Origin of the sequence: Rhodoferax sp. (genome assembly GCF_025354435.1) — a bacterium.
Lineage (GTDB): Bacteria > Pseudomonadota > Gammaproteobacteria > Burkholderiales > Burkholderiaceae_C > Rhodoferax_B.
Genome location: NZ_JANXMU010000065.1, coordinates 17,295 through 38,351 on the forward strand (window position 1 = coordinate 17,295; position 21,057 = coordinate 38,351).

A 21,057-nucleotide genomic window follows, 5' to 3' on the forward strand; every position below is an offset into this window, starting at 1 on the left:
AGTTTCAAGAACTTTTAAGCTTTTTAGGGCTCTAGCGCATATACCACCTACGCTAGTAGCTACTATAAATATAGCAATTACGGAGGCGGCCTAGCTTATGCCACCGCCTGGATCTGCGCCTCGCAAGACAGTACGCGGTTGCGTCCGGTTTGTTTGGCGCGGTACAGGGCAGTGTCGGCGCAGGCGACCAGCGCGCCGCTGTCGACACCGTGCTGGGGGAATACCGCAATACCCGCGGAAAACGTCACGTGGAAGCTGGCATCGCCGAACAGGATGGAGGTTTGGGCAAACTCCAGCCGCCACGCATCCACTTTTTGCCGCGCCTGCTCAAGCGACATTTTGGGCAGCACGATCAGGAATTCCTCGCCGCCAAAGCGGCAAATCGTATCGGTCTGGCGCGCGCCTTTGTTCAGCTGGGCCGACAGGGTTTTGAGCACCTGGTCGCCAGCGATGTGCCCATAGGTGTCGTTGATGCGCTTGAAGCCATCCAGGTCCAGCAGGGTCAGGGCCAGGGTATGGCCTTCGCGCCGGGCGCGGGACAGGTCGCGGGCCAGCGTTTCGTCCAGGTAGCGGCGGTTGAACAAGCCGGTGAGCGGGTCGCGGATGGCCTGCTCTTGCAATAGGGACTGCAGGATCGAAATCTTGGCCAACTGGGCTTCGAGCAGGCGCTGGTGCTTCTCGGTTTGTTGCAGCGCGCGCAGCAAGAAAACCCCCATTAGCAACGATACCAGCAGAAAACTACCCGCCATCACTACGCTGCGGTAGACCTCCAGGTTCCAACCCACCAGGTAATCGCGCTGCGCTGCCGACACCACCACCAGCATCGGGGCCTGCTGCAGGTAGCGGTAGGTGGACAGGCGCTCCAACCCGTCGGCACCGGCGGCCGTGAAGTAGGTGGCGGTGCGGGCACCCGACTGCAATTGCTGCCGAAACTCTTTGGACACGGCGCTGTTGCCCACCTGCCCTACCGCTTTGTCGGCAATGGCGGGCACGCGGGTGATCAGGCCCACATCGGCATCGCGCAAGATCAGCGAGCCGTTGGGCCCCAGGTTAAATTGCGAAAGAATCTGCGAAAAATGGCTGATTGCGATCGGGGCCGCCACCACCCCGGCAAAACGGCCGTCCGGGTAGTTGTAGCGCCGCGCAAAGGCAATGATGTACTGCCGGGACACCCGCCCTACCAGCGGCTTGGAGATGTGCAAGCCGGTTTCCGGGTGGTCGCGCAGCGCCACAAAATAGCTCCGGTCTGACCAGCTATTGCGTTCGGCCTTGTTCAGCCCCCGGCCCAGCACCACCAGGCCATCGGCCCGCGCCACGCGCACCGCTTCCACCTGGGGCAAGCGCTGCTCCAGCCGCAGCAAAAAAGCCTGCATGGCGATTTCGTTCATACCCTTGTCGGCCAGCTGGCGCTCCAGTTCATCGGCCACGGCGTGCAAGGACAGATCGACCTTTTCGATGTCGCTGGACACGGCCTGGTCCAGCGCGCTGGCGATGTTCTGGGTCTGGGTTTCAGCCCGCTGCTCGGCGTGCTGGCGGCTGCGGTAGAGCAAATCCCCTGACAGCACCAACGCCAGCAGGTTGGCGCATACCAACCCTACCACCAGCCCAAAACGGAGCCGACGGGCGGTTGCCAGCGAGATGCTAGGGGGTGCAAGGCCGTGGTCTTCGGACGGTATCGACAGGGCCATATCTATTCGCAGGTGCTTCCCACGGGCGTGGGATATCGATTGCTACCGATCTTAGTCTCTTCAAAAAATTTCGTTACAAAGTTTCACAAAATAAGTGTATTTGAGAGAGTAAGGAGGTTTGGGGCTCTAGCGTATATATTGCCTGCGCTAAAAGCTACTGAATCAATAGCAGATACAGCCCCACCGCCTCCGCACACTCAGTGCAGGGCCAGCAAAAACACCAGCCCACCCACCGCCAGCATCAGCAGCGGGCTGACCCGCGTCCACACCAGCGCCAGCGTAGACAGCGCCGCCACGGCCCAGGCCCACACCCCGCCCTCGGCCGCGCGCAGCACGGTGCAAGACGCAGCCAGCACCATGCCCGCCGCCACCGGGGCCAGGCCCGACTCGATGGCGCGGATGGCGAGCCGGTCGCGGTAGCGCGACCACACATGCGCCAGGCCAAACACCAGCAGCGAGGTGGGCACAAAGATCGCCGCCGATGCCACCAGCGCCCCCCAGAAGCCCGCCACATGCCAGCCCACCAGGGTGACCAGCAGCGAACCCGGCCCCGGCGTGATGCGCGACAGGGCGTACAGGTCCAGAAACTGCGCGTCCGTCATCCAGCCGTGCACGCCCACCGCCTGCCGGTGGATGTCGGCCAGGATGCTTTGGCCGCCGCCCACGCTCAAAAAAGACAGCGGCACAAACACCGCCAGCAAGTCGCCCAGGAGCCGAAAGTTCATGCCCGTGCATCCTCGGCGCGCACGCGGCCCCAGGCCAACGCAATCGACAGCGGGGCCATGGCGCCTACCACCCACAGCAGCGGCAGCCGCCACACAAAGATGGCGGCAAAGGTGGCCACCACGATCAGCGTGCGGGCCCAGCTCTGTGCCGCATGGCGGGCCGCACGCAGCCCGGTTTGCAGCGATAGGCCCACGGCAGCCGCCGCCACACCCGCCAGCGCAATGTGCACGCGGTGCGAGTCCGCCGCCTGGGAAAACAACGCCACCAGCAACATCGCCACGGCCATGGCGGGCACCACCATGCCCAGTGCCGCCACCACCGCACCCGGCCCGGCGCGAAGCCGAAAGCCGATCCAGATCGCCAGGTTCACCACATTGACACCCGGAAACGCCTGCGCCAGGGCCAGGCCGCTCAAAAACTCCTGCTCGGTCAACCAGGCCCGGCGCTGCACAAATTCACGCAGCAGCCAGCCGCTCAGCCCGCCGCCAAAGCTGGTTAACCCGATTTTGGAAAAAGCTAAAAAGATACTGCGCAGCGACGGCGCGGCGGTCGGTGCCATGGCGGGCTTCAGAGCGTGCGGCGCAGGGCTTCGAAGAACAACGTGGACTGCAGCCGCTCGCTGGCCATTTGGCGGCACACCTCTTCGGCCAGCGCCGGATTGCTGGGGGCCAGTGGCCGGCCGGTGGACTGGGCCAGCACCTGGGCCTGGCAGGCGCGCTCCAGGTAGTACAGGTCGTCGTAGGCATAGTCCAGCCGGTCGCCGCAGACCACCAGGCCGTGGTTGCCCAAAAAGCCGATGTCGGCAAAGCCCATGGCCCAGGCAATGCGCTCGCCCTCGCGGTAGTCGAGCGCCAGGCCGTTGTATTCGGTGTCGATGGCCGTGCGGCCATGGAAGCGCATGGCGTTTTGCGACAAGGTGGTGTCCAGCGCCCGGTCGGTGGTGAGCGTCAGCGCCGTGGCGTAGGGCATGTGGGTGTGCAGCACGCAAGCCTTGGCGCACAGCCGGTGGATGGCCGCGTGGATGAACATGGCGCTGGACTCCACCTCGTGGCGGCCCACCAGCTTCTGGCCCTGGGTGTCGACCATCACGATATCGTCGGCCTGCACCTCGCTCCACAACAGGCCGCGCGGGTTCAGCAAAAAGCGCCCCGAGTGGTCGGGCAGCTCCTGGCTGAAATGGTTGCACACCCCTTCGCCCAGACCGTGGTGGGCGGCGGCGCGCAGCGCCAGGGCCAGGTCGGCGCGCAAGCGGCTGACGGATTCGGATACGTAATCTTCTGCATGCATGGCGAGTCCTTGTGGTTTCACGTTTCTTTACCTGTGGGGAACACCCTGCGCCCTATGGCAGCGCTGATATTCGGCCCTGGGCAGATTGTCATCGGAACCGGATGCCACCGCGTTTTTTAGCTAGCGGCTTGCAATGTGAACCCGCCGATAGCTGACCTCTGTGACCCTCGCCATTGACCCCACCACACCCTTGGAAATCACCCCCATGAAAAACCTCAAATCCCACCTGATTCCCTTGTTGCTGGCCAGCCTGGTACCCCTGGGCGCCATGGCCGATGTGCCGGGCAAGCACCCTGCCTACCTGCACGCGCTGACCGATTTGCGCGCCGCCCGCTGGCTGATCGAGCACCGTCCCGGCGATGCCAGGGTCAGCGGCGACGAAGACGTGGCCATCGCCCGCATCAACGAAACCATCGACGAGATCAAGCACGCCGCCATCGACGACGGCAAAGACCTGCGCGACCACCCCATGGTGGATGCCAAGCTGGACCACAACGGCCGCCTGCACCGCGCCGAAGAGCTGCTGAACAAGGTCCACAACGACATCGCGCGCGAAGAAGACGACCCGCTCACCCGCGGCCTGCGCGACCGCTCTGTGCACCACCTGGACGAAGCCATCCACGCCACCCACCAGGCCATCGTGGATGCCAGCAAAAACATGTAAGCGTAGACCGCCCGCAGTTGATTAAACTGCGGGCATGCTAGTAAAAACCCTTGTATCCGTTCCATTTGAAGGCGGCTGCAAATGATCGTCCGTAACCGGCCTTCGGGCCTGCGTCTGTTTTTGCTGCTGCGGGGTTCGGTGCTACCGCGCATCCTGCCCACCTTGCTGGTCAACACGCTGATCGCCACCGTAGTCACCTGGAGCCACGGCGACCTGTTTGCGCTGAAGATCACGCTGACCACCATCCCCTTCACCCTGATCGGCTTGCCGATTGCCATCTTTCTGGGCTTTCGTAATAACGCGGCCTACGACCGGTATTGGGAGGGGCGCAAGCTGTGGGGCGAGATCGTGCTGCGCAGCCGCAACCTGACACGCCAATGCCAAACCCTGGTGGCTTACCCCGCGTCCGCCACGGCGCACGATGGCCTGGCCGACACCCGCGTGCGCATGGTTTGGCGCGCAATCGCCTTCGCCCACGCCCTGCGGCATCTGCTGCGCGGCACGCCGCCCGGCCCCGAGGTGCAAAAGTGGCTGCAGCCCGCGGAATGGCAGCAACTGGGCGGCACCAGCAACGCACCCGACTTTCTGATGCTGCGCATGGGCATGGACCTGCAGCAATGCCTGCGCGAACAGCGCATCGACCCCGCCCTGGCAGTGGCGATCGACAACACTTTGTCGGCCATGACGGCCGCTGCCGCGTCCTGCGAGCGCATCAAGAGCACGCCGATTCCGTTCTCGTACACGCTGCTGTTGCACCGCACGGCTTACCTGTACTGCTTTTTGCTACCGTTCGGGCTGGTCGATTCCATCGGCTTCATGACCCCGTTCGTGGTAGCCATCGTGGCCTACACCTTCTTCGGCCTGGATGCTTTGGGTGACGAGATCGAAGAGCCGTTTGGCATGGAAGCCAACGACCTGCCGCTGGACGCGATCTGCCGCGCCATCGAGATCAACCTGCGCGAATCCCTGGGCGACAACAACATCCCGCCACCGCTGCAGGCCACAGACTACCTTCTTACTTGATTTTCAAGATTTTTAGGCCTCTAGCCCATATAGCAACTGCACTAGTAGCTACTTAAACAATAGCAAATCACATCGGAGCCAGGGGCTGCGGCGAACCGTCGTAGCCGCCCCACACCGACTGGTCGTACTCCACCACCGAGCCGGTCATCAGGCCCGACTCGTCGCTGCACAAAAACGCCACCGCGCGGGCGACTTCCTGCGGGTCGATGAGACGGCCAAAGGGCTGGGCGGCGGCGGCCTGGGCCAGCCAGTCGGCATCGGCGTGGTGGAACTCGCGCTGGATGCGGTCTTCGCCCTCCGAGGCCATCCAGCCGATGTTCAGACCGTTGACGCGGATGCGGTTGCGCAGCAGGCCGTAGGCGGTGTTGCGTGTCAGCGTGGCCAATGCCCCCTTGGACGCGCAGTAGGCCGCGATGAACGGCTGGCCCGCCAGGGCCGACATGGAGCCGATGTTGACGATGCTGCCCGCAATGTTTTCGCGGCGCATGATCTTGATGCTGTCTTGCATCAAAAAGAAAGGCGCACGTACGTTGACGGCAAACATGCGGTCGAACAGCGCGGGGTCGGTGTCCAGAATGCTGCCGCGGTCGGTCAGGCCCGCCGCGTTGACCAGGATATCGACACGGCCAAACTTGGCGTCGGCCTGGGCGATGATGTTGCGGCAATCTTCCACCTGGCCCAGATCGGCCTGCACGTACAGGGTTTGCGCGCCGCTGGCCTCGGCGATTTTTTGCGCCTGGGCTTCGCCCTTCTCGCGGTTGCGGCCACACAGCACGATGCCGTGCGCCCCGCGCTCGGCCAGCAGCTGGGCGACGGCAGCGCCCAGGCCCTGGGTGCTGCCGGTAACGACGGCGACTTTGCCGGTAAACGTGGAGGTGTTGTGGGATACGGTGGTGTTCATAGAGTCTCCTGGTGGGTTAGTTTTTTGTGGGCTTGCTGTTGCAGGGCTGCATCCAGTTGCGCCAAAGGCCAGTCCTCTTGCAGCGCCCGCAGCACCAGGCCTTGCTGGCTCTCGGGGGCCAGGCCACCCAGCGGCGGGTCGCGGTCGAGGTTTATGGGGAAGGCATAGCCCTCGGCGCAGGCGGCCACGGCGTTGGCTTGCTCTGCGGCTGGCATGCCGCGCAGGGCCGGGTACAGCGCCTGGCACATGCGTAGCCGGTCTACCGACTCCATGGCGCGGCCAAAGGCGCTGGACACCTGCAGCAGGTTCGCCAGGCGGTAAATGTCGGCCGAGCGGTTGTGGCCTGCGGCGTGCATCAGCGCGGGATTAAAAAATACCGCATCGCCCTTTTTCAGCGGCAATTGCACGTGCTGTGCATCAAAGTAGGCCTGGAAATCCGGGTGACCCGCCACCAGGTAGCCGGGCGCGTATTTTTGCGAATGCGGCAGGTACAGCGTGGGGCCGCTTTCCACCGGCATGTCGACATGCGCCACCGCGCCCTGCAACGTCAGCGCGGGCGACAACTGGTGCACGTGCGCCGGGTAGCGGGCGGCCTGCACGGGGCCCAAAAAGCCCAGGTGGTAATCGCGGTGGGCCATTTGCGCGGCACCGCCGGGGTTGACGCTGTTGATTTGCGAAGTCACCTGGTAGGCCGGGCCCAACCAGGCCTTGCACACCCAGGCCAGTAGCGGGTTGCCGTAGTAGGCGGCAAACACTCCGGGCGCGGCCACGCAGAGCTTTTCCAGCGCGTTCCAGACCCGGTCGTTGGCACCGGGCTTGGCGAAGTGGTCGGCCTTGGTACCGGTCAGGCGCTCGGCGGCAATCAGCCGGTGGAATTCGGCCGTGGCCGCGTCCACCACGGCCAGGTCGGCAAACGCGGCCTGCAGCACCAGCACGCCCGGGCCGCTGTGCCATACGCGGCACCATTCGGCCATCAAGTCGCGCTGCAGGGCCGGGCTGGCATGGCGGATTTGCGCGCCGTCGTACACCGGCACGCCCTGGGTGATGGTGTGGGCCAGCGGGTAGTCGGCGGGGTCGTTACGCGTGCGTACCATGGCATCCAGGTCGGCGACCTGGCAGGCTTGCGGGTCTAGCCAATGGGGGGAATCAAATGCGGGCATGGAGTGGTGTTGTCACTAAAAAGATGGGCAAAGTGTAGGCAGGCTTGACGTATATTGAGGGCCTTAAACCTATCAAAAACACCTCAAAAATTGCCATGGCCCACCCCCACCTTTTAAAAGACGTTGCCTCCCAGGCGGGCACCAGCATCGCCACCGTAGACCGGGTGCTGCACCAGCGTGGCGGCGTGCGCTTGCACACGGTGCGCCGTGTCGAGCAGGCGCTGGCGGAGCTGGAGCGGCAAAAAAGCCAGGTCGGGCTGGTGGGCCGCAAGTTTTTGATCGACCTGGTGATGCACACCCCGGACCGCTTCTCGCGCCTGGTGCGCGGCGCGCTGGAGCGGGTGATGCCCACGCTGCACCCGGCCATCTTCCGCGCCCGCTACCAGCTAGCGGAAGACCTGCCGGTGGCGCAACTGGTGGCCACACTCGACAAAATCGCCCGCCAAGGCAGCCACGGCGTGCTGCTCAAAGCCCCGGACGTGCCCGAGGTGGTGCAGGCTGTGGCGCGGCTGCAGGCCCAGGGCATTCCGGTGGTGACGCTGGTGACGGATTTGCCCACCTCGGCCCGGCGCGCCTACGTGGGCATGGACAACCGGGCGGCCGGGCACACGGCGGCGTATTTGGTGGCGCAGTGGCTAGGGTCGGCTCCATCGGGGGTATTGATATCCGCCAGCAGCAACCGCTTTCGGGGCGAGGAAGAGCGCGAAATCGGCTTTCGCCAGGCCATCCGCGACCGCTATCCCCACGTCACGGTGCACGAGGTCAGCGAGGGCCTGGGCCTGCACGATGCCACCGTGGCCCTGGTGCGCCAGCGCCTGCGGCTGTGCCCCGAAGTGGAGGCGGTGTACTCCGTCGGCGGGGCCAATGCGGCGATTCTGGAGGCGTTTGACCAGTTGCAGCGCCCCTGCCGGGTGTTCATCGCCCACGACCTGGATACCGACAACCTGGGCCTGCTGCGCGCGGGCCGCCTGCAGGCTGTGCTGCACCACGATCTACAGCATGACATGCGCCAGGCCTGCATACAGGTGATGTCGGCCCACGGCGCGGCACCGGTGCCTGCGTCGCCCCTGCCCTCGTCGGTACAGGTGGTCACGCCCTGCAACGTGCCAGAGCAGTTGCTCTAGGCGATTGCTTTAGGTGCCTCTAGCGGCAAGGTAGCGGTAAACACCGTTCCCGCATCGGCGGAAGAAGCCACGGCCAGGCGGCCATGGTGGGCCTGGACGATCTGCGCGCAGATGTGCAAACCCAGGCCCAGCCCTTCGCGCTGCAACGAGGTACCGCTGCGCCAGAACGGCGCAAAAACTTTGTCCAGGCTGTCGGGCGGAATGGGCGGGCCCTGGTTGGACACCGCCAGCACCAGGCTGTCTGCCGTGGTGAGGGCCTTGAGTTGCACCAGGCTGTCTGGCGCGCCATGGACCAGCGCGTTACTGAGCAGATTCGCCACCAGCTGCTGGATGCGGCCACGGTCCACCTGCACCGGCTGGGAAATATCGAACTGGCATTCGATCTCGTGCCCCGGAAAGCCCGCCTGCAGCTCGGTCACCACACTGAACAAGGCCTCGTCCATACGCTCTACCAGCACCGGTTGCACCTGGACCAAGCCACCCAGGCGGCCCCGGGCAAAGTCCAGCGCATGGTCGATCAGGGTGGACACCTGCTTCACGCTGGCGTGGATATCCGTGGCAATGCTGGCCACGGCCACCGGGTCTTGGGCCTTGGCCAGCAGACGCTGGCTGTTCAGGGCGATCAGGCTGATGGGCGTGCGCAGGTCAAAGCCCAGGATGGCGATCAGCTGCTCGCGCAGTTCGCTGGCAGCGCGCTCGCCGAGCAGCGCGGCCTGTACCTGGTGCTGGCGGCGCTGGTTTTCCAGCTCCAGGGCAATCAGCGCCGCAAAATGGTGGAACATGGCGACGATACGCGGCTCGGAAACCGGGGCCGGGCGGGGGTCGATGGCGCACAAATTGCCAAAGTACGTGCCGTCGGACAGCAGGATGGGCACCGACACATAGCTTTCAATCGCGTAGGTGCGCGGCGTGATGTGGTCGCGGTATTGGGGGTTGGCGCTGGCCTGTTCGATCACCACCGGTATGCGGGTAAAGCGCACTTGCTTGCACAAAGTGGTGTTGACATCCAGCTGGCCGCCGGGCAGCAGCCCGAAGCTGATTTCATCGCGTACCGAGCAGGCGGTCCAGGTGCCATCGGTCACCCGGGCCACCGCGGCAAAGCCCATGCCGGTGATCTCGCACAGCACACGCAATATCGTGGGTACAGATTCGATACGGCCTACCAAGGCCACGTCGTGCAATATCTCCTCCGCAGAATCGCCCATAGTTCACTCCAGCTTTCATTTTTATAGCAAACAGCACAGATTGAGGGTGCGCTAGCGGCTAATTCCCTACCAAAACGGAAAAATCCTGCATACAAACAGGCATGCCAACTAGCAAGCACATTGTGCGCGATTGCAGCATACGCCTGGCGCACGGCGTACGTCTATTGCGGCGGAGTGGAACGGGGATAGGCGAGCTGCTAGAACGCGTAGGCGTAACGCAGCAGCACAAAGGTTTCACCCGGATTGGGGCGGCGCAAACCGGCGTTGGACACGTGCTTGACATACAAGCCCAGTTCCTGGCGCCGTTCGACCCCGAAGCTGCGGCCCACGCCCAGGTGGTCGCTGAAGTTCCACTGGGTGCTGAACGACTTGTTGGCGGTCTGGTACGACTCATCCAGGTACGACACCCCCACCCCACCCTCTACAAACCAGGGCGATTGCCCGGCATCAAACCGGTAGCGGAACATCGGCACCAACCCGATCTGGCTGAACTGCGAACGCACGCCCGGCAAGGCATCGGCCTTCCAGTCGCTCAGGTACAGGTCCCAGGCGAGCGTGACGCGCCCATCCCAAAACGTGCGCTGCACCGGCAGGCGCAGGCCGATGGTGACCATGCGGGTATCGCTGCCCTGCTGCACCGTCTGCCCGCCCTCCAGATAGACCGACGGCCCCGTCGGCTCTGCCGCGCGGGCGTAGCCGCTGCAGGCCAGCCCCCACAGCACGACCGCCACCGCCTGAAAACCCCGCGCCATGCCGTGCGCCCGCCCTGATGTGTTGTCCATGCTTGCCAGCTCCTCCGAATAAACACCGTGCAGACCGCAAACCGATCCACCGCAGCGCGCATAGAAGAAATTGTGCCGTTGCTATAAAAAAATGCAGCAGCCACCATGCCGTGGCTGTGTAGGCGTTGGCTGACGCGGGCGCGGGCGCTCAAAACATATTTTTATACAATTTATGCCTCTAGCGCATATACAGTCTACGCTTATAGCTACATATTAAATAGCAGATTCCAAAAACCCGCATCGCCGGACGCTGCCCTTCAGGGCGCATGGCGGGGGGCCAACAGCCGCGCCAGGCCCAGCATGGCAAAGCCTACGGCGATGAACCCCAGCAGCAAACCCACGGCATTCACCAGCACCTGGGGGTAGCCCAGCGCAATCACGTCGATGAAGGGGTACGGATACACACCCAGCCACTCGCCGCGCAGCAGCACGTACGCCAGGTAGGCCAGCGGATACACACACCAGGCCAGTGGTGCGACCAGCGACAGCCGTGCAGTGGGGCGGTACAGCAGCCAGTGCAGCAGCGCACCGGCCGGCACTGCATAGTGCAGCAAGGTATCGGCCAGCAACTGCGCGCCTTGCGGCGACCAGATTTTGCGCAGCACCAGGTGGTAGACGATGCCCACCACCACAATGGCCGTAGTGGCACAGCCGACCACCGGGCCCGTGTACAGCCAGGGCGTGGTGCGAGACCGCTGACCCACAGCACCCACTGTCGCCACCAGTGCCACAAAAATGTTACTCAAAACGGTGAAGAAGCCCAAAAACACCAGCACGCCGCCCAGCAACGACTTGCCATTGGCGAAGCCCAGTTGCACCGACAGCCAGAGTTGCAGCAGGATGGCAAACCAGGCCGTGGCGGCCAACAAGGCGGGCCAAAACCTGCGGGCGGAATGCAGAAGGGACATGCTGGCAGCCGGTGAAATGAAACCCAGTGTAGGGTCTAGGCCGTCGATGGTTTCAACCAGCTAGGTTATCTGCACCATGGACGGGTGATGCCATCATTAATGAACACTAATTGCATTACTGTTCAATACAACCACCCCATCCCTGACAACACGCCCCCCTTTGCCGTGACTGCACCCAAAAATATCCAAGGTGTCCTGCCCGTCCTGTTGGCCGGTCTGACGGCCATCGGGCCGTTCACGGTCAATACCTATCTGCCGTCCTTCACCGAGATTGCCGCGCACCTGGATGCCACCACAGTGGAAATGCAGCAAACCATCACCGCCTACCTGGCGGCTTTCTCGTTCATGACGCTGTGGCACGGCGCCATCTCCGATGCCCTGGGCCGCAAGAAGGTGATCCTGGGCGGGCTGGTGGTCTACACCCTGGCCTCGTTCGGCTGCGCCATGGCCACCCGCATCGAATATCTGTGGCTGTTCCGGGCGCTGCAGGGTTTGTCCGCCGGGGCGGGCATTGTGGTGGGCCGGGCCGTGGTGCGCGACATGTTTGACGGTGCCCAGGCCCAGCGGTTGTTTGCCCAAATCGGCATCATGTTCGCCCTGGCCCCCGCCCTGGCTCCGCTGGTGGGTGGCCTGCTGCATGTCGCCCTGGGTTGGCGCTCGGTGTTCATCTTTCTGGGCCTGATGAGCGCCCTGCTGTGCGTGTGCACGCTGCGCATCCTGCCGGAAACCCTGCCGCCCGAGCGGCGCCAACCGCTCAACCTGCGCAGCCTAGCCCAGGCCTACCGCGAAGTGCTCAGCCACCCGGCCTACCTGGCCTGGTGCCTGGCGTTTGCGCTGGTGTTTGCGGGGTTTTTTATCTACGTACTGTCGGCCCCGGTGTTCCTGATGCGCCACCTGGGCCTGGGCGAAACCGAATTCCTGTGGCTGTTTGCACCCGCCATGGTGGGCATGATGGGCGGCTCCTGGATGTGTACCCGGGTGGCCGGCCACTGGTCGCAGGGCATAACCCTGTGCTGGGCGTTTGCCGTGATGGCCGTGGGCGACGTGTTCAACATCGCCGTGTGCCTGGCGCTGCCGCCCTCGGTGCCGTTGAACGTCATCCACATCACCATCCACACCTTCGGCATCACCCTGCTCACGCCCACCCTGACCCTGCTGGCCCTGGACTGCCTGCCCGACCGGCGCGGCATGGCCTCGTCCGGGCAGACCTTCATCCAGACCGCCTGCAACGCCTTGTGCGCGTCCTTGCTGGCGCCCATGCTGTGGGGTTCGCTGCAAACCCTGGCCTATGGCGCGGCCGCACTGACGGTAGGCGCAGGTGCCTGTGTTTTGCTGGCACGCAGGCTGCAGAGGGTCCAGGCGCTGGCACCTGAAATTGCTCCTTAATTCAGAGCATCACCTGCAGTATGAATGGTCGCTACAGCCTCATTTCATAAAATTTTAGCCCCTACTGCGGCCAGCTTCTGCGGCGCATCCCAACCTCCCCCCAGCGCCCGCACCAGCATCACCGTGGCCTGGTACTGCGCCGAGCGCACGTTCAGGGCCTGGCGGCGGTTGTTGAGTTCACTGCGGCGGGCATCGAGCAGGTCGAGCTGGCTGACGCGGCCATTGCGGTAGCGGGCATCGGACAGCACGGTGGCGCGGCTGGCGGAGGCAACGGCGCGGTCCTGGGCCTGGGCTTGCTGCTCCAGCAGGCGCAAGGCAGACAACTGGTCTTCGACCTCCTGGAAGGCCACCAGCACCTGGCCCCGGTACTGGGCGGTGGCACCGTCGAGCTGGGCGCTGGCGGCCTGCACACCGGCTTCGCGGCGGCCACCGTCCAGCAAGGGCATGGACAGTAGCGCGCCTATGCCCCAGGCGCGGGCCGACCACTTGAACACGTCGCCCAGGTCCGGCGAGGCAAAGCCCCCGGCGGCGGTCAGCGACACGCTGGGGAACCAGGCGGCCTGGGCCACGCCCACGCGCGCCTGGGCGGCCAGCAGGCTGCTTTGGGCGGCGGCCACGTCGGGGCGACGCGTCAGCACGGTAGCGGGCACGCCGGACGGGATCACCGGCAGCGCGGTATTCCAGTCCGCACTGTCGAGGCTGAAGCTGGACGCGGTGTCGCCCACCAGCACGGCCAGCGCGTGTTCCAGCGTGGCGCGGCGGCGGTCCAGGGCCAGGGCTTCGGATTCGGTGGCAGCCACTTCGGTCTGCACCCGCACGACATCCAGCTCGGCCACGTCCCCGGCGCGGAAGCGGCTTTGGGTCAGCTCCACGGTGCCGCGGTAGGCATCCAGCGTGGCGCGGACCAGGGCCCGCTCGGCATCCAGCGCTCGCAGGGCCAGGTAGGTTTGCGCCACGTCGGCCTGCACCAGCAAACGCGTGCTTTGCAGCAGGGCGACGCGGGCTTGCGCGTCCAGCCCGGCGGCATCGGTGGCGCGGGCCAGTTTGCCAAACAGGTCCAGCTTGTACGACAGGTTCAGGTTGGCATTCAGCAAGGTGCTGGGCGTGCTGCCGTTGGCGGTGCCTGCGCCCGCCTGGCGGGTGGCTCCGGCACCGATGCCCGCTTGCAGCCCGCGGTCGGATTCACTGCTGCGCAGCAAGGCACGGGCCTGGGCCAGCCGGGCCGCTGCCTCGGCGATGCTGGTGTTGTGCTGGGTGGCACGGTCTACCAGCGCGTCCAGCGCGGGGTCGGCAAAGGCGCGCCACCAGGTGCCGCGGTCGCGGGCTTCGGCCGGGCTGGCCTGGGTCCACTGGGCGTTTTCTTTGAAGGCCACCGGGGTGGCGACCAGGGTGGCCGTGTCGATGGCCGGGGCGGTGGCGCAACCGGCCAGCACCAGGGCGGCTAGCAGTGGGGCCAGGGTTTGGGTTAAGAGCTTCATGGTAGTTCTCGGTTCTTGTTGAGGTCAGTCCAGCGGCAGCACAGGGGCGGCCAGCACCGGGCGGGCCGAAGCGCCACCGTGCGCAGCGTGCGAGGGAACGATGGGCGCTTCCACCGCATCCGGCACCGCGCCGTGCAGCTTCAGCGGCCTATTGCCCGCCACGCGGCGCATCACCACGTAGAACACGGGGGTCAGGAACAGGCCAAACGCGGTTACGCCAATCATCCCGGCGAACACCGCCACGCCCATGGCCGAGCGCATCTCGGCCCCCGCACCGGTGGACAACACCAGGGGCAGCACGCCCATGATGAAGGCCAGGGATGTCATCAAAATCGGCCGCAAACGCAGGCGGCTGGCTTCGATGGCGGCCTGCACCGGCGTGCGGCCCGCCATCTCCAGCTCGCGGGCAAATTCGACGATCAGGATGGCGTTCTTGGCGCTGAGCCCCACCAGCACGATCAGCCCGATCTGGGTGAACACATTGTTGTCGCCACCGTGCAGCCAGACACCGGTCATGGCCGCCAGCAGGCCCATGGGCACGATCAGGATGATGGCCACCGGCAGGGTCAGGCTTTCGTACTGCGCGGCCAGCACCAGGAACACCAGCAAGATGGCCAGCGGGAACACCAGCATGGCAGAGTTACCCGCCAAAATCTCCTGGTAGGTCAGCTCGGTCCATTCAAAGGCCATGCCCTTGGGCAGGGTCTCAGCCGCGATGCGGTTGATGGCATCCTGCGCCTGGCCCGACGAGAAGCCCGGGGCCGGGCCACCGTTCACGTCTGCCGCCAGGTAGCCGTTGTAGCGCATGGCGCGCTCGGGGCCGAAGCTGGCGTTGACCTTCATCAGCGCCGACAGCGGCACCATTTCGCCAGTGGTGGAGCGCACCTTCAGCAGGCCCACGTCTTCGGCGCGGGCACGGTACGGCGCATCGGCCTGCACCCGCACGCTGTAGGTGCGGCCAAACTTGTTGAAGTCGTTGGCGTACAGGCTGCCCAGGTAGATCTGCATGGTGTCGAAGATGTCGGTCACCGGCACGCCCAGTTGGCGGGCCTTGGTGCGATCGATGTCGGCATACAGCTGCGGCACGTTGACCTGCCAGCTGGTGAACATACCGGCCAGCTCGGGCGTTTGGTAGGCTTTGGCCATGAAGGCTTTGACGGCCTTGTCCATGGCTTCATAGCCCAGCGAACCGCGGTCTTCCAGCTGCAGCTTGAAGCCGCCGGTGGTGCCCAAACCGGCCACAGGGGGCGGTGGGAACATCACGATGAAGGCATCCTGGATACCGCCAAAGGCCTGGTTCAGCTGGCCTGCGATGGCACCGCCGCTCTGGTCGGCGCGCTTGCGCTGGTCAAACGGCTTGAGGGTGACAAACACCACGCCCGAGTTGGAGCTGTTGGTAAAGCCGTTGATCGACAGGCCGGGGAAGGCAATCGCGTCCTCCACATTCGGGTTTTGCTTGACCAACTCGCCCATGCGGTGCACCACGTCTTCGGTGCGGTCCAGGGTGGCACCGTCGGGCAACTGGGCAAAACCGATCAGGTACTGCTTGTCCTGGGCGGGCACAAAGCCGCTGGGCACGGCCTTGAACAGGCCAAAGGTCACGCCCACCAGCACCAAGTAAACCACCAGCATCAGCGTCTTGCGGCCAATCACCGCCTTCACGCCGCCGCTGTAGGCCTCGGAGCCGCGCTGGAAGAAGCGGTTGAAGCCGCGAAACAGCCAGCCAAAGGCCTTGTCCATGCCGCGCGTCAACGCGTCCTTGGGGGCATCGTGGCCGCGCAGCAACAGGGCGGCCAGCGCGGGCGACAGGGTCAGCGAGTTGATGGCCGAGATCACGGTAGAAATGGCAATCGTCACCGCAAACTGCTTGTAGAACTGGCCGGTCAGCCCGCTGATGAAGGCCAGCGGCACAAACACCGCCACCAGCACCAGGGCAATGGCGATGATGGGGCCGGACACCTCGCGCATGGCGCGGTAGGTGGCTTCGCGCGGGGTCAGGCCCGCCTCGATGTTGCGCTCTACGTTCTCCACCACCACGATGGCATTGTCCACCACGATACCGATGGCCAGCACCAGGCCGAACAGGCTCAGGGCATTGATCGAGAAGCCCAGGATGTGCAGCACCGCAAACGTGCCCACCACTGACACCGGCACGGCCAGCAGCGGAATGATGGAGGCGCGCCAGGTCTGCAAAAACAGAATCACCACCAGCAGCACGGCCTCCAGCAAGGTGTGCACCACCGATTCAATGGAGGCGCGCACAAACTGCGTGGGGTCGTAGGCAATGCGGAATTCCACGCCCTCGGGCATGTTCTTTTGCAGCTCGTCCATGGTCTTGCGCACATTGGCCGAGATGTCCAGCGCATTCGAGCCCGGGGCCTGGAACACGCCCATGCCCACGGCCGGGTCGTTGTTCAGCAGCGAGCGCAGCGAATAGTCGGCCGCGCCCATTTCCAGGCGGCCAATATCGCGCAGCCGGGTGATGGCACCGTCGCTACCGGTCTTGACGATGATGTCGCCAAACTCTTCTTCGCTCTGCAAACGCCCCTGGGCGTTGATCGACAGTTGCATGTCCACACCGGCCAGGCCAGGCGATGCGCCCACCACGCCCGCCGCCGCCTGCACGTTCTGGCCACGGATGGCGGTTACCACGTCGCTGGCTGACAGGCCGCGCTGGGCCACCTTTTGCGGGTCCAGCCAGACGCGCATGGAATAGTCGCCACCGCCAAAAATCTGCACCTGGCCCACGCCGGGAATGCGCGCCAGGCGCTCCTTCACGTTCAGCACCGCGTAGTTGCGCAGGTAGTTCATGTCGTAGCGCTTATTCGGCGAGGTCAAGTGCACCACCATGGTCAGATCCGGCGCGCTCTTGACCGTGGTGAGACCCAGGCGGCGCACTTCTTCGGGCAGGCGCGGCTCGGCCTGGGAGACGCGGTTTTGCACCAGCTGCTGGGCCTTGTCGGGGTCGGTACCGAGCTTGAAGGTCACGGTCAGCGTCATCACACCGTCGGTGGTGGCCTGGCTGCCCATGTAGAGCATGCCCTCCACGCCGTTAATGCTTTCCTCCAGCGGCGTGGCCACGGTTTCGGCAATCACCTTGGGATTCGCACCCGGGTACTGGGCGCGCACCACTACGGAGGGCGGCGCGACCTCGGGGTATTCCGAGATTGGCAGGCTGCGCAGCGCGATCAGCCCGGCGATCAGCATCAGCAGCGACAGCACGCCGGCAAAGATCGGCCGGTCGATAAAAAATTTGGATAGATTCATGGTCTTGTTCTCAAAAGGTCCGGATCAGGACTGCGCCGCGCCTTCGCGCTTGGCTTGCGCTTCGGGTTTGCCGTCCATCGGCACTAGCTCGGGAGCGACCAAGGCACCGGGGCGCACGCGCTGCAGGCCGTTAACCACCAGCGTTTCCCCGGCGACCAGCCCCTTGCTGACCACCCGCAGGCCGTTCACCGACGCGCCCAGCGTCACCTCGCGGTAGGCCACGGTGTTGTCCTTGCCGACCACCAGCACAAACTTCTTGTCCTGGTCGGTGCCGACCGCGCGCTCGTTCACCAGCAGGGCCGTTTGCGCCTGGGTCTGGCCCATGCGCAAGCGGGCAAACTGGCCGGGCATCAGGCTGCCGTCGGCGTTGTCGAACACAGCGCGGGCCCGCACCGTGCCGCTCTTGGCATCCACCTGGTTGTCTACCAGTTGCAGATGGCCCTTGAACGGCGTGTCGTTGCTGGCGGCGGTGCCCATTTGCACGGGAATGCCGTCCAGGCCCTTGACGTTGTCCTTGCCGTGCAGGCCTTTGAGGGCGCGGGCAATGACCTACTCATCGGCATCAAAGCTGGCGTAGATGGGGCTGATGGAGACCAGCGTGGTCAGCACCTGCGCGCCGGGGCCTGCGGCCACCAGGTTGCCCACCGTCACCTCCAGCTTGCCCACGCGACCTGCCACCGGGGCCCGCACCTGGGTGTAGCCCAGGCTCAGGCGGGTGGTTTGCAGGGCGGCCTAGGCGGCGCGCAGATTGGCCTCGGCTTCGCGCAGGGTGTTCAGGCTTTCGTCCAGCTCGCGCTGGGCAATGGCGTGCTCGTCCCACAGGCGGCGCGAACGCTCGTGCTCGCTGGTGGAATGGGAGACGCGGGCCTGGGCGGCCGCCACCTGGGCTTCGCTGCGGTCTACCTCGGCGGCATAGGGCGCGGGGTCGATGCTGATGAGCAGGTCGCCCTGCTTGACCAGCGCGCCCTCGCGGAAGTGCACGGCCTGCACGGCACCGGCCACGCGGGAGCGGATGTCCACGCGCTGCACGGCTTCCAGGCGACCCGAGAACTCGTCCCAGGCATTGATCTGGCTCTCGGCCACCGTGGCCACCGACACGGGCGTGGCCTGCGGTGCCACCGGGCCGGGGCCGGCCTCGGCCGGGCTTTGCAGGCCAAACACGATGGTGGCGGCAGCTGCCACGGCGGTGAGCGAAGCGGCAGCGGTCCAAATAGCGCTGCGGTAGGCGAAGGAGGGAGTACGGGTCATGGTGGTCTTTCAGAAAGCAAAAATAAAAAAGGCAATGCGGCGGCCCAGCCGGTCGCTACAGCGGCCGGAAAAGCGGTAAATCAGGAAGGGTTAGGGCTGCGGATCAACAACTGCCCGCGCCGTCGGCAGCAGGCTTCAGCACCGGGCGGGTGGCATCGAAAAATGCGCGGAACTGCTGCTGCACAGCGCTGGCACAGACGCATTCGCTGTTGGCCGGAAGCAGCAGCGCGTCCGGCCAGCCCTGGGCGGTGGGCAGCACCTGGTAGGTCACGGCGATACCGGCGCTGCGCAGACGCTCGGCATAGACGCGGGCCTCGTCGCGCAGCGGGTCATCGGCCCCGCTGAGCACCAGGGTCGGGGCCAGACCAGCCAAGCGGCGCGAGATGCCGGGCACGGCGTAAGGGTGCTCGGCATCCATCGGGCAGCGCAGGTACTGGTGCCAGCCATCGGCAAATTTGCAGGCATTGGTATCGCTGCAACCGGTGGCCAGGCGCTCGGCAGCGGCGGCGCGCAACGAGGCGGTGCCCACGCAGGGGTCGAGCATGGGCGACAGCAAAATCTGCCCGGCCAGCGGCGGGTGCGCCCGGTCACGCGACATTACGGCCACGGCGGCCGCCAGGTTGCCACCGGCCTCTTCACCGGCCAAAAACACCCGTGCGCCCTGCCCGGCCAGCCGCACCCGGTGCTTGTGCACCCAGGCCAGCACGTCGTACCCGGCCTCTACGCCTTCGGGAAACGGGTGCGCCGGTGCCAGCGGATAGGCCAGCGACACCACCACCGCGCCCGCACCGGCCAGCAGCCGCGCCACGGTGGAGCCGTTGTCCAGCCCGCCCGCCACAAAGGCCCCGCCATGGAAATGCACCACCAGCGGTGACGCGCCGCCCGGCACGCGCTTACCGTACATGCGCACATCCACCGCCGCTCGCTGGGGCAGCGCAATGCAGGTGTTGGTTTCTTCGATGGCAGAGCTGGCAGCAGAACGGGGCGACATAGGGGGAACCTGTAGAAGGTGCGGGAATGTAATGGAATGTAGTAACTTGCCCACCATGGATAAAGAGGGGGTATTGCGAGTTCTCTGTTTCCAAATCACCAACAATCGGCGTTCTTTTGCGTGCGAAGATCCGGCACCGCGCCAGACTGGAAGAAAGCCGGGGCGCTAACCATACCCCTGCAGATCGCAAAGTACCGTGGAACCGGCTCCGCCGGGCCACTGGTGCTGCTCCCTGCAAGGGGGTGGACGAAAGACGCGAAGCGCTGCAGCCTGGGGGTGTGCCAACCGAACGAAGTGAGGAACTATGGATCAGATACTGACCATGCGCGTGTTTGCAAGGGTGGTGGAGGCAGGCACGTTTACCAAAGCCGCCGATTCACTGGCGCTGCCCAAGGCCACCGTCACCAAGCAAATCCAGCATCTGGAAGCACGCCTGCGCGTCAAATTGCTTAACCGCACCACCCGCCGCGTGACGGTCACCGCCGACGGTGCCGCCTACTACGAGCGCACCGCCCGTCTGCTGGCCGACCTGGACGAACTGGAAGCCAGCATGGGCAATGCCCAGACCAACCCACAGGGGCGTTTGCGGGTGGACGTGGGCTCGTCGCTGGCCAGCCTGCTGATCATCCCGGCCCTGTCCACCTTTTTCGACCGCTATCCCGACATCCAGCTGGACCTGGGCGTGAGCGACCGGCCGGTGGATTTGATTGGCGACAACGTGGACTGCGTGATTCGCGGCGGCGAGCTGACCGACCAGTCGCTGGTGGCGCGGCGCATTGGCAACCTGCCGCTGATCACCGTGGCCTCACCCGACTACCTGCGTCGCTTTGGTACGCCGCTAGATCCGCAGGCCCTGGAGCAGAACCACCACATGGTGAACTTCTTCTCGCCCCGCACCGGGCGCATGTTTGCCAACGACTTCTTCAAAGATGGTGCACACAGCACGCCCAACAGCAGCTACCGCATCGCCGTGAACGACAGCAATGCCTACATGGCCGCCGCGCTGGCCGGCCTGGGCATCTCGCAGATGACCACCTTTATGGCCGCGCCCTACCTGGCGGATGGCACGCTGGTGCAGCTGCTGCCCGACTGGGCCATACCCTCCATCCCCATCTACGTGGTGTACCCGCCGAACCACCACCTCAGCGCCAAGGTGCGCTCGTTTGTGGACTGGGCGGCAGATTTGTTCACCCGGCATGCACATCTGCAGTGAGTTGGT

Annotated in this window: 17 protein-coding genes and 1 pseudogene; 5 read left to right on the forward strand and 13 right to left on the reverse strand. The window is 65.0% G+C overall.

All coding sequences use genetic code 11. From position 1 onward, the window contains the following. Positions 1 to 95: 95 nt before the first annotated feature. The 4 genes from Q0T48_RS16745 to Q0T48_RS16760 form a co-directional block, all read right to left on the reverse strand. Positions 96 to 1,688: a diguanylate cyclase gene (locus Q0T48_RS16745; RefSeq protein ID WP_295958457.1), complete on the reverse strand. Its 1,593-nt coding sequence runs from the start codon at positions 1,686 to 1,688 to the stop codon at positions 96 to 98. 197 nt (positions 1,689 to 1,885) lie between these two features. After that, positions 1,886 to 2,413, reverse strand: coding sequence for a chromate transporter (locus Q0T48_RS16750; protein ID WP_295958461.1), 528 nt, complete (start codon positions 2,411 to 2,413; stop codon positions 1,886 to 1,888). Beyond that, complete coding sequence (locus Q0T48_RS16755) at positions 2,410 to 2,973, reverse strand: chromate transporter (RefSeq protein ID WP_295958463.1); 564 nt, start codon at positions 2,971 to 2,973, stop codon at positions 2,410 to 2,412. The genes Q0T48_RS16750 and Q0T48_RS16755 overlap by 4 nt, the downstream gene beginning before the upstream one ends. Positions 2,974 to 2,981: 8 nt before the next feature. Continuing rightward, entirely contained in the window at positions 2,982 to 3,701 is a 720-nt protein-coding gene (locus Q0T48_RS16760) for an aldolase (RefSeq protein WP_295958466.1), read from the reverse strand. 205 nt (positions 3,702 to 3,906) lie between these two features. On the opposite strand from Q0T48_RS16760, the gene Q0T48_RS16765 reads away from it, so the two are divergent. Together Q0T48_RS16765 and Q0T48_RS16770 are read left to right on the forward strand one after the other, a co-directional pair. Next, positions 3,907 to 4,365: a hypothetical protein gene (locus Q0T48_RS16765; protein WP_295958472.1), complete on the forward strand. Its 459-nt coding sequence runs from the start codon at positions 3,907 to 3,909 to the stop codon at positions 4,363 to 4,365. An 81-nt stretch (positions 4,366 to 4,446) separates the two neighbouring features. Further along, positions 4,447 to 5,388 carry a bestrophin family ion channel gene (locus Q0T48_RS16770; protein ID WP_295958475.1) on the forward strand — a complete coding sequence of 314 codons (942 nt, stop codon included), beginning with the start codon at positions 4,447 to 4,449 and terminating at the stop codon, positions 5,386 to 5,388. A 67-nt stretch (positions 5,389 to 5,455) separates the two neighbouring features. On the opposite strand, the gene Q0T48_RS16775 is transcribed toward Q0T48_RS16770, so the two are convergent. Together Q0T48_RS16775 and Q0T48_RS16780 are read right to left on the reverse strand one after the other, a co-directional pair. Further along, entirely contained in the window at positions 5,456 to 6,289 is an 834-nt protein-coding gene (locus tag Q0T48_RS16775; protein ID WP_295958476.1) for an SDR family oxidoreductase, read from the reverse strand. Beyond that, entirely contained in the window at positions 6,286 to 7,449 is a 1,164-nt protein-coding gene (locus Q0T48_RS16780) for a phytanoyl-CoA dioxygenase family protein (RefSeq protein WP_295958479.1), read from the reverse strand. The genes Q0T48_RS16775 and Q0T48_RS16780 overlap by 4 nt, the downstream gene beginning before the upstream one ends. Positions 7,450 to 7,544: 95 nt before the next feature. Between Q0T48_RS16780 and Q0T48_RS16785 the strand changes: the two genes are divergently transcribed. After that, positions 7,545 to 8,573 carry a LacI family DNA-binding transcriptional regulator gene (locus Q0T48_RS16785; RefSeq protein ID WP_295958482.1) on the forward strand — a complete coding sequence of 343 codons (1,029 nt, stop codon included), beginning with the start codon at positions 7,545 to 7,547 and terminating at the stop codon, positions 8,571 to 8,573. Here Q0T48_RS16785 and Q0T48_RS16790 read toward each other — a convergent pair. The 3 genes from Q0T48_RS16790 to Q0T48_RS16800 form a co-directional block, all read right to left on the reverse strand. Beyond that, complete coding sequence (locus tag Q0T48_RS16790; protein WP_295958484.1) at positions 8,570 to 9,778, reverse strand: ATP-binding protein; 1,209 nt, start codon at positions 9,776 to 9,778, stop codon at positions 8,570 to 8,572. The genes Q0T48_RS16785 and Q0T48_RS16790 overlap by 4 nt on opposite strands. 197 nt (positions 9,779 to 9,975) lie before the next feature. Next, positions 9,976 to 10,560 carry an acyloxyacyl hydrolase gene (locus Q0T48_RS16795; RefSeq protein WP_295958487.1) on the reverse strand — a complete coding sequence of 195 codons (585 nt, stop codon included), beginning with the start codon at positions 10,558 to 10,560 and terminating at the stop codon, positions 9,976 to 9,978. Between the two features lie 257 nt (positions 10,561 to 10,817). Beyond that, the gene (locus Q0T48_RS16800; RefSeq protein WP_295958489.1) at positions 10,818 to 11,468 is read right to left on the reverse strand and encodes a Pr6Pr family membrane protein; all 651 of its coding nucleotides are present in this window, start codon (positions 11,466 to 11,468) and stop codon (positions 10,818 to 10,820) included. A gap of 165 nt (positions 11,469 to 11,633) precedes the next feature. Here Q0T48_RS16800 and Q0T48_RS16805 point away from each other — a divergent pair, with 165 nt between their 5' ends. Further along, the gene (locus Q0T48_RS16805; protein WP_295958492.1) at positions 11,634 to 12,854 is read left to right on the forward strand and encodes a multidrug effflux MFS transporter; all 1,221 of its coding nucleotides are present in this window, start codon (positions 11,634 to 11,636) and stop codon (positions 12,852 to 12,854) included. Positions 12,855 to 12,898: 44 nt separating this feature from the next. Here the strand turns inward: Q0T48_RS16805 and Q0T48_RS16810 are convergent, their stop codons facing one another. The 4 genes and pseudogenes from Q0T48_RS16810 to Q0T48_RS16825 all read right to left on the reverse strand — a co-directional run bounded on the left by Q0T48_RS16810 (position 12,899) and on the right by Q0T48_RS16825 (position 19,838). Then, positions 12,899 to 14,332 carry an efflux transporter outer membrane subunit gene (locus Q0T48_RS16810; protein WP_295958494.1) on the reverse strand — a complete coding sequence of 478 codons (1,434 nt, stop codon included), beginning with the start codon at positions 14,330 to 14,332 and terminating at the stop codon, positions 12,899 to 12,901. Between the two features lie 24 nt (positions 14,333 to 14,356). Further along, entirely contained in the window at positions 14,357 to 17,599 is a 3,243-nt protein-coding gene (locus Q0T48_RS16815) for an efflux RND transporter permease subunit (protein ID WP_295958497.1), read from the reverse strand. A gap of 24 nt (positions 17,600 to 17,623) precedes the next feature. Continuing rightward, a pseudogene (locus tag Q0T48_RS16820) lies at positions 17,624 to 18,847 on the reverse strand (efflux RND transporter periplasmic adaptor subunit). Positions 18,848 to 18,950: 103 nt separating this feature from the next. Then, complete coding sequence (locus Q0T48_RS16825) at positions 18,951 to 19,838, reverse strand: alpha/beta hydrolase (protein ID WP_295958500.1); 888 nt, start codon at positions 19,836 to 19,838, stop codon at positions 18,951 to 18,953. Positions 19,839 to 20,142: 304 nt separating this feature from the next. On the opposite strand from Q0T48_RS16825, the gene Q0T48_RS16830 reads away from it, so the two are divergent. After that, positions 20,143 to 21,051, forward strand: coding sequence for a LysR family transcriptional regulator (locus Q0T48_RS16830; protein ID WP_295958502.1), 909 nt, complete (start codon positions 20,143 to 20,145; stop codon positions 21,049 to 21,051). The last annotated feature ends 6 nt before the right edge of the window (positions 21,052 to 21,057 follow it).